Annotated in this window: 6 protein-coding genes; all 6 read right to left on the minus strand. The window is 69.1% G+C overall.

Annotated elements, in window-relative coordinates:
* Window positions 1-71: 71 nt before the first annotated feature.
* Entirely contained in the window at window positions 72-509 is a 438-nt protein-coding gene (locus tag WBP48_RS11010; RefSeq protein ID WP_424440313.1) for a single-stranded DNA-binding protein, read from the minus strand.
* Window positions 442-1,032 (minus strand): hypothetical protein, encoded by a 591-nt coding sequence (locus WBP48_RS11015; RefSeq protein WP_424440316.1) that lies wholly within the window; start codon window positions 1,030-1,032, stop codon window positions 442-444. The genes WBP48_RS11010 and WBP48_RS11015 overlap by 68 nt, the downstream gene beginning before the upstream one ends.
* Window positions 1,029-2,825 (minus strand): type IV secretory system conjugative DNA transfer family protein, encoded by a 1,797-nt coding sequence (locus WBP48_RS11020; protein ID WP_424440319.1) that lies wholly within the window; start codon window positions 2,823-2,825, stop codon window positions 1,029-1,031. The genes WBP48_RS11015 and WBP48_RS11020 overlap by 4 nt, the downstream gene beginning before the upstream one ends.
* Window positions 2,826-2,849: 24 nt before the next feature.
* A complete protein-coding gene (locus WBP48_RS11025; RefSeq protein WP_424440322.1) occupies window positions 2,850-4,208 on the minus strand; it encodes a ParA family protein in 1,359 nt (452 codons plus the stop codon).
* Window positions 4,205-5,602, minus strand: coding sequence for a hypothetical protein (locus WBP48_RS11030; RefSeq protein WP_424440325.1), 1,398 nt, complete (start codon window positions 5,600-5,602; stop codon window positions 4,205-4,207). The genes WBP48_RS11025 and WBP48_RS11030 overlap by 4 nt, the downstream gene beginning before the upstream one ends.
* 206 nt (window positions 5,603-5,808) lie before the next feature.
* Window positions 5,809-7,484, minus strand: a 1,676-nt coding sequence (locus WBP48_RS11035) for an SCO6880 family protein (protein WP_424440328.1), incomplete at its 5' end; no start/stop codon positions are given.

Raw genomic sequence — 7,484 nt, forward strand, 5'->3', positions numbered from 1 at the left:
GTGGGGAGGGATCGACGGGGTGGGCGGGCGAGAGTAGCCTGTGACTCTCGCCCGCCCTGGTGTGTTCCGGATCAGCGGGTGAGGGAGGAGTCGGCGTATCGCGTCGGTTCTGCTACCGGCCCCGTTGCAGCGGGGCCGTTAGCTTTTGGGGCGCGGTCGATTCCGACGTTGGTGAACTTCAGCGAGGCGCCGACGTTGTCGGCGACGATGTCGCGGGTTTCGCGACTGTTGCCGGTCTCCTTGTCGATGTAGGTGCCGAACCGGAGTTCGCCAGCGACGACGACCGAGTCTCCCTTGCGGAGGGATGCGGCGACGTGGCTGGCTTGCTGGTTGAACACGACGACACGGTGGAAGACGGTGCCGGCGTCTTCCCACAGGCGGGTGTTCTCGTTGAGGCGGCGGTCGTTGACGGCGACGGTGAACCGTGTCCACCGGCCGGCGTCAGCTTGGCCGTGCTCGGGGTCGCCGGTGAGGTTCCCCTCGATCGTGACCGGGATCTTGGTCGACATTGCTCATTTTCCTTTCGTCGGGGGCGGCCTGTGTGGCGCCCGGGTGTGCGTGGGACTGGGCGACCCACGCGGTCCATTTGTCCATGTCGGTGCCGTCCCGCAAGCGGCGGGGGGCGAGCCCGTGGTGTTCGCGGCTGCAACCACTGCCAGCGCGGGTGATGCGGGGCATCGCGTTGGCGACCAGTTGCAGGAAGGTGGAGGGCCCTTCGCCGCGGTTGCCGGGGTCGAGATAGAGGAGCCTGGCCGACCGGAGCGCGGAGAGCTCTTCAACGAGGACGGGGTGCTCGAACCAGCAGTTGGGAACCACGCTGGTGGGGACTTCGAAGGAGTAGACGAACCACTCGGTGAACGCGAACAGAGCTGCCCACTCGATCGGCGCGCGGTCATCGGTGAGGGTCTGCCAGTCCACGACACGCGACGCATACTGGGCGGGATCAGGGGCCGAGCTGGGGGTGCGTGGTGGGCCGCTGGCGACCTGCCGGGAGAGGCCGGCGACGACTGCGGCATTGGGGTTGTCGGTCATGATTCCGCCTCCTCAGGGATGGGGGTCGGGGCCGGCCTCGTGAAGGTGGCCAGCTGCTCTTGCTCGGTCGTGGCCTTGCCCGACTTGATGTCGCGGGCATCGCGCCGACGATCCCAGCCGGTGAGGTCCAGCAGCACGCTGCGCCGGTTCCGGTAGGCGAGCAGACCGATCTCTGGCGGCATCCTGCGGATCTCGTCGATCGACATCAGCGGAAGCCGCTCGTTGAGGAGGGTGGTGTTGTGTCCGGGCCGGTCGGTCGACCATGACTTCTGCTGCCGACGGGTGTCGCGGGAGCCGAGGAGGGCCTCGATGTCGCGCAGGTGGGTGACGTGGGACGCGCCGCCGAGGATGACTTTCGCGGTCGCGGCCGCCCAGATCGTGTCGGCTTCGGCCCGGGACCACGCGGTCTCGGCCTGGGACAGGGCCTGCAGGACGACGAAGGTGCAGATGCCGCGGCCTCCGCCATCGGCCATGGTGCGGGGCAGGTTCGCCCACCGGAACATGTTCGCGATCTCATCCAGGATCAGCCCGAGCGGATGCGGCAGCCGAGAGCCCGGTGAGGCGAGCGCGCGGGTGCGGGCGACTTCGACGATGTTGTCCAGGAGGGCGCTGATCCACCCGCCCATCGCGGTCGCGCCGGCGGCGGACCCGATCAGGTACAGGGTGTTGGCCCCGCTGAGAAACTCGATCGGGTCGAACACGCGGTCGCCCGGCCGCGGGCTGAGACTGTCCCGCACCTGCGGCACCGCCAGCGGTGCCACGGCGCCCTGCACACCGAACCAAATAGAGGAGAGCAGCTTCTCGTCACCGTTGATGGTCGCTTCCAGGCTTTCGGCCCACCCGCGCGCACCGGATTCGCGGAGGAGAGGGACGGCGTGGCGGGCCGCTGTCGGGCTCGACCCCCACTCGTAGAGGCTGTCGATGCTGCCTCCACCGACGGCAGCCGCATGCAGCAGCCGACTGAGGATGATCCCGGCCGCTTGCGCCCATTCTTCGTTCTGACTGCTGCGTCCCAAGGCGGTGCCAGTGACGATCGCCATGCCACGTTGGGTGGCGATCAGCGGGTCCTCGCAGCCTGCGATCAGGTCGATGCGGAGGGTGTCGCGGATGCCGGAGAGCCCCTGCGGGTCGAACACGTACACGTCGCCGCGCTGCTGACGCATCCGCATCGTCGCGGTCAGGTTGTCGTTGGTGGTGGAGGTGGTGATGAGTGGGCCGGACCAGTCGAGGATCGCGGAGATCAGCACCCGGTACCCCTTGCCCGACCGTGGTGGTCCCTCGAGGGCGACGGAGTCTTCGATCGACACGTATACGTCCTTCCCGCGGGAGGCGCCTACCCGCCAGCCGACGTCGGTGGGCTTCGGTGCGGGCATGTCACGGCGCAGCTGTGGGGCGCGGCGCAGCGCCGCTTTCGCTGACAGGTGTCGGCGAATCTCCGCCGACGTCGCGAACCCGGGCCGCGTGCGAAGGTCCGCGACGAAGGCCTGATCTGATTCCTGGTACCGGGCGTACCAGACCCAGCCCGCGATCAGGCCGGCAGCGATCAGCAGCACGGCCACAAGGTCCGCAATGCGGATCGCCGCAACCGGGAGCGGGCACGCCTCATTTGGGACGTAGGTGGCGGGGTCGCCGGTGAGGGCGAGCCAGAGGGGGGAGAACAGCATGTCGGGCTCGGCAGGTGACCCGCAGGCGATCGCGGTGACCAGGGCGGTGACGGCGGCCAGTCCCAGGCTGAGGACGACGGCGATGGCGATGCCGATGGCGATGGCTTTGCCGATGGCTGCTTCGTTCATCACTGCCTCCGCGGGTTCTGGCGGTTAGAGGGTGTCGGTTGCGGCGGCGGCGACGCGGAGCCACGCGTCGCGGGTGGCGGGGCGCAGGTTCTCGAACCGGAGGGGCCCGGATTTGAGGGCGGGGTCGAAGGGGATGGTTTCGACGGCGCGGACGTGGGGCGTGAAGCCGGCGGCGATGTCGCGGACGTGGGCGGCGTCGTGGGGTTCGGCTTGGGTGACGACGACGATCGCGTTATCGGCGAGATCGCGGGAGGCGTTGCTGCGGTCGCGGAGGGCCTCGAGGAGGAGCAGGGCGGATTCGGCGGATTCGGGGGACGCGAGGGTGGGGATGACGAGCTGCCGGGTGGAGTCGATCATGCGGATCCACCGGTCGGAGGATTCGTCGTTGCCGGAGTCGAACACGACGAGCCGGTAGAAGCGGGCTGCGACTTTCATGAGGAGGTCGAACTGGTCGGTGCCGAGGCGTTGGTCGGCAGCGAGGAGTTCGGGGTTGGAGCGGAGCACGTCGTACCGGTCCGCGCCCTGGTGATGCACGTACCGCGTGATATCGGAGACCCCGGTGTTCAGGTTGAGGAGCGTTTCGGCGGCGGGGAGGAGGTCGCGGATGGTGGTGTCGTAAAGGCCGGGTTCGGTGCGCCAGCCGAGGGTGCCACGGGTGTCGTTGTTGTCCCAGGCGAGGACGTTGCCTCCGCCGTGGCGGGCGTAGACGGCGGCGAGCATCGCGGTGGTCATCGTCTTCCCGACGCCGCCTTTCCCGTTGACGACGGCGATGGTCCGGCATCCCGCCCACTGCCGCGACACCTTCCGCTCCCACTCGCTCCGCGCGAGCTCATACGGGGATGGGCCGACGCGCATCCCAATGCGGGCGAGGAACCCGCGCCACCCGGTCGCGGCCGGCGGGGCATCGGTGGCCGGGGTGATGAACGAGACCCGTTCGGCCGGGGCGCGAGAGCTGCGCCGGCTCAACTGCCCACCCACCGTCGCCGTCAGCCCGGCGGCTGAGTCCAGAACGTCGGGAGTCCGGCCCTCCGGGAGTTCCCGAGTCGGAGAGTCCGGAGGTTCGGAAGTGCGTGAGTCCGGAACCTCGAGAGGAGGGTCGTCGAACTCGGCGAGCCCGACCTCGGCCGCTGCCGTCGTGTCCGTGAGCGGTGTGAGGGTGCCGTCCGTTTGGACGAGGAGGTGGTGGCGGCCGTGGTCGCCGCTGGTGACGAGTTCGACGGGGGTTCCGGTGCGGCGGGCGTCGTCGGTGGCGTGTTTGAGGATCGCGATGCGGATGTCGGTGACGTCGTGGACGGTGTGGCGGGTGCCGTCGGCGCCGGTGTAGAGGGCGGTGGGGCCGGTGACGGTCGCGAACGCCCGCGCGTGTGACGAGCTGGGGGTCATGACAGTTCCTTCCAGGAGGTGAGCCACCCGTCCAGCTCCGCGTCGACTCGGTCGGTGGTTTCGCTGGTGGGTGTGGGCCAGAGGGTGTCGAGGTCGGCGGGTGGGGTGGTGTCGGTGTCGCGGTCTGGGGTGGTGAGGGCGTCGTCGGTTTGGAACAGGTCGTACTCCCACTGCGTGGAGGTCGCGAAGCAGTCGACGAGGTACGCGTACTGCCCGACATATGCGAGGAACTCGCCCTTCCGCAGCTGCCTGGCCATGTCGACGTGGGGTGCGGGCATGTTCAGGCGGGTGCGGAGGGCGTGTTGTTCTTGGGTGTTGGAGCGGAAGATGAACTTGTTCTCGATGTCGGCGGCGATCGAGTAGGCGAGGTTGCGTTCTTGGGAGTCGGCGTCGCCGACGGCGTCGAGGTCGCCCATCTTGTGGAGGATGACGATGTTGCTGATCCCGTAATGGCGACTGAGTTTCAGCCACTGCTGGTACATCTGCAGCGACGCGAGCGAGGTCATGTCCCGCCACCCTTCTTCCCGGATGACGTACCGGGTGCGATGCGCGGACCGGTCGGACACCACGGCCTGGATCCACGCGGTCGTGCACACCTGCGTGAGCTGCGCGACCAGATCCCCGCGCGCGAACAACTCGGACGTGTCGACGACGACGATGGGGGCCTGGTCATCGAAGGCGACGGTCGATTCGTCTTCGAACAGGCCGGAGAGGTCGCCGTCGACGAACCGGCGCAGCACGAACCGCGGCTGGACGGCCGCCTCGGCGAGCCGGAAGTCCCCGGTCGCGTCCGCCGCGATCACCCCGAGCTGCTCGTACACGCCGCGCAACGTGGGGTGGTCGCCGGTGGTGGTGATGCACCGGTGGAGGGCTTCGTGGATGACGGCGTGTTCGACGGCGGTGAGGCGGGTGCCGCCGAGGGTCATCTGGACGAGGGAGATGAGGGTGGCGATGCGGCGCTGTTTCACCATCTGCTCGTGTTGCTCGTCGGTGGTGCCGGTGCGGCGGGGGCCGCGGTCGAGGGGGTTGAGGCGGGCGGTGGTGCCGCCGCCGAGACGGATGACGGTGCCGCCGGGGATCGCGTCGGCCACGACCACCCATTCCCCTTTCGCATCGGAAGGCACGACGGCCTGATGTCCGAACGCGAGCGACCGGGTCACGAGCGTCTTCACGGTCGCGGACTTGCCGGACCGGTACGCGCCGAGGACGAGGATGTTGGTGGAGAACGTGCCCCGGTCGGTGGTGTCGGCGTAGGACTCCCAGGGGGAGAAGTGCCAGAGGGCGTCGGCGTTGAGGTCGACGCCGATGATGGGTCCCCGGTGTCCGAGGCCACCGTCGGCGACGAACGGGTAGACCCCCGCCAAATGCTGCGACGTAGCCTGATGCGCCGGCACCCCCACCCTCGCCAGATTCCAATACCCACCGATACTGATCCCGGGACCGAACGGACCGCTCACGGCAGGTTCGGGGAGGGACCGTTCCCGGCGGGTGCCGCGGGGTGTGGTGTCGGTGCGTTCGCCAGAGCGGGTCTGCTGGTGAAGTGCGCGCCGTTGCTTCCGGGAGAGACCTTCGGGTTCGAAGGAGAACGAGGAGCGGCCCATCACCGCATCCCCAACCCGACCGGGAGCGCGTTGACCATGAGCGCTTCGGCTTGCTGGCAGTACAGGATCTGCCCCTCCATCCCGGCCCGGGACAGGGCGTTGCGGGCGCCGGCGATCGCCGCATCCAGCTGCTCTTCGGTGGGGGCGGTGATGGTGAGGTAGCCGCCGTACCGGAACTCGCCGTGACCTTCGACGATCTCCTGCTCCTGCTTCTCCAGCGCGTCCCAGTCCGCCGCGTCCGCCGCCGACCCCTCCGCGCCCCGCTTGGCGCGGAGGTGCTCGTTGCCTCGCCACACCTTCTTCTCATCTCGGATCCGCTTGAGCGCCCGGTTCACCGGCACCGGGGTCAGAACGATGGAGAAGATGTGGGTGACCGCTTCGCCGGTGCCGGGGTGGCGGGCGAACACCAGCGGCGACACGAACCCGACGGGCGCGTCTGACCGTGGCCATTCGTGGATCCACATCGTCGAATGCGCCCCCGAGTCCGTCAGCACGACACCGTTACGGCCCTTCGGCTCCTCGAGGTACATGGGGCCGATCCCGGCGGGATCGACGCCTTCCTGAAGCGCGCCGGTGCGGTTCTGCACGGTCGCCGCGAAGTCGGGGTCGAATGCGACCCGGGCGAGGGCGGCGACCTGCCGCGGGTTGAGCCAGGACCGCACCCGGATGCGGGCGGCGTGGAGCGCGTCGGCAAGGTTGCCGGCTTCGATGGTCGCGAGGGTGATGATCGCGTCGCGCCCGCCGCCGAGGGACTTCAACTGCGCGCCGAGGGCGACCAGGTCGAGGGTGAAGGTGAGGTAGTTGCGGTGCGCGACCGCGAACCGCTCCGACTGATCCATCACCGCCGCATAGTTCGCCGCGACCGGGGAGTCGGCGTCGAGGTGCTGCCGGGTGCGGACGGTGTCGTAGTGGTCACGTGCGGGACGGATCGTGGTCGGCAGGGTCCGCTCCTGCAACGTCACCCGCTTCACTCCGGGTCGTTGCGTGAACGACGCGAGCACCCGCGACCACTGCTGGGCGAGGTCGTACCTTTCCGGGGAGTCGTGCATCAAGAACCCCTGCACCTCGAGCTCCGCCGTCACCGACACCGTCCGGTCCTGCGGGTTGTACACGCAAGCCATCCCACCCGACTCCCACAACTGGATCGACGCCCGCACCCCCGGCAGATTCAACGTCCCCTCCAGACGGGGAGCTTCGGGCCGGAACTTCTGCTCCGTCGCACCCGCCACGTGCCGCAGCTGCTTCATCACCCACAGGCCCGCCATCTTCGGCGCCGATACCCCATGCCATGTCGCGACCGACGCGCCACCCAGCAACAGATAAAGAGGAGCGGCGTAGACGAGGCCGAGGGGCCCGAATCGGTTCACCCCGATCAGCACTGTCGCGGCCGCGGCGGCGAGGAACGCCAGCTGCCACGGGTCCATCCCGAGCACGATCCCCTGCCGAGACCTGCGGGGAAGACGGACCGGACGATGCGGGTCAGAGGCAGTTGTGTTGCTCATGGGGTTCTCCTTCCACCGGGCCGAACCGGCGGGGACGATGTGGGTGCGGATGCCGGGCGTGGTGCGGGTGGTGTCGCACTGCGGGTCGGGTTCGGCGACGGGGTCAGGCCCTGACCGGTCCTCGCGCCCGTTGCGCCCCCGCCGGTCGGAGCCGAACCCGCTGACCGCGCACC

The organism is Microbacterium sp. (assembly GCF_049661145.1).
In the GTDB taxonomy this organism is placed as follows: Bacteria; Actinomycetota; Actinomycetes; order Actinomycetales; family Microbacteriaceae; genus Microbacterium.

Bases quoted from the DNA above. Each gene is read 5' to 3' on its own strand.
- WBP48_RS11015 (WP_424440316.1), bottom strand. From the start codon at position 1,032: ATGACCGACAACCCCAATGCCGCAGTCGTCGCCGGCCTCTCCCGGCAG.
- WBP48_RS11010 (WP_424440313.1), bottom strand. From the start codon at position 509: ATGTCGACCAAGATCCCGGTCACGATCGAGGGGAACCTCACCGGCGAC.
- WBP48_RS11020 (WP_424440319.1), bottom strand. From the start codon at position 2,825: ATGAACGAAGCAGCCATCGGCAAAGCCATCGCCATCGGCATCGCCATC.
- WBP48_RS11025 (WP_424440322.1), bottom strand. From the start codon at position 4,208: ATGACCCCCAGCTCGTCACACGCGCGGGCGTTCGCGACCGTCACCGGC.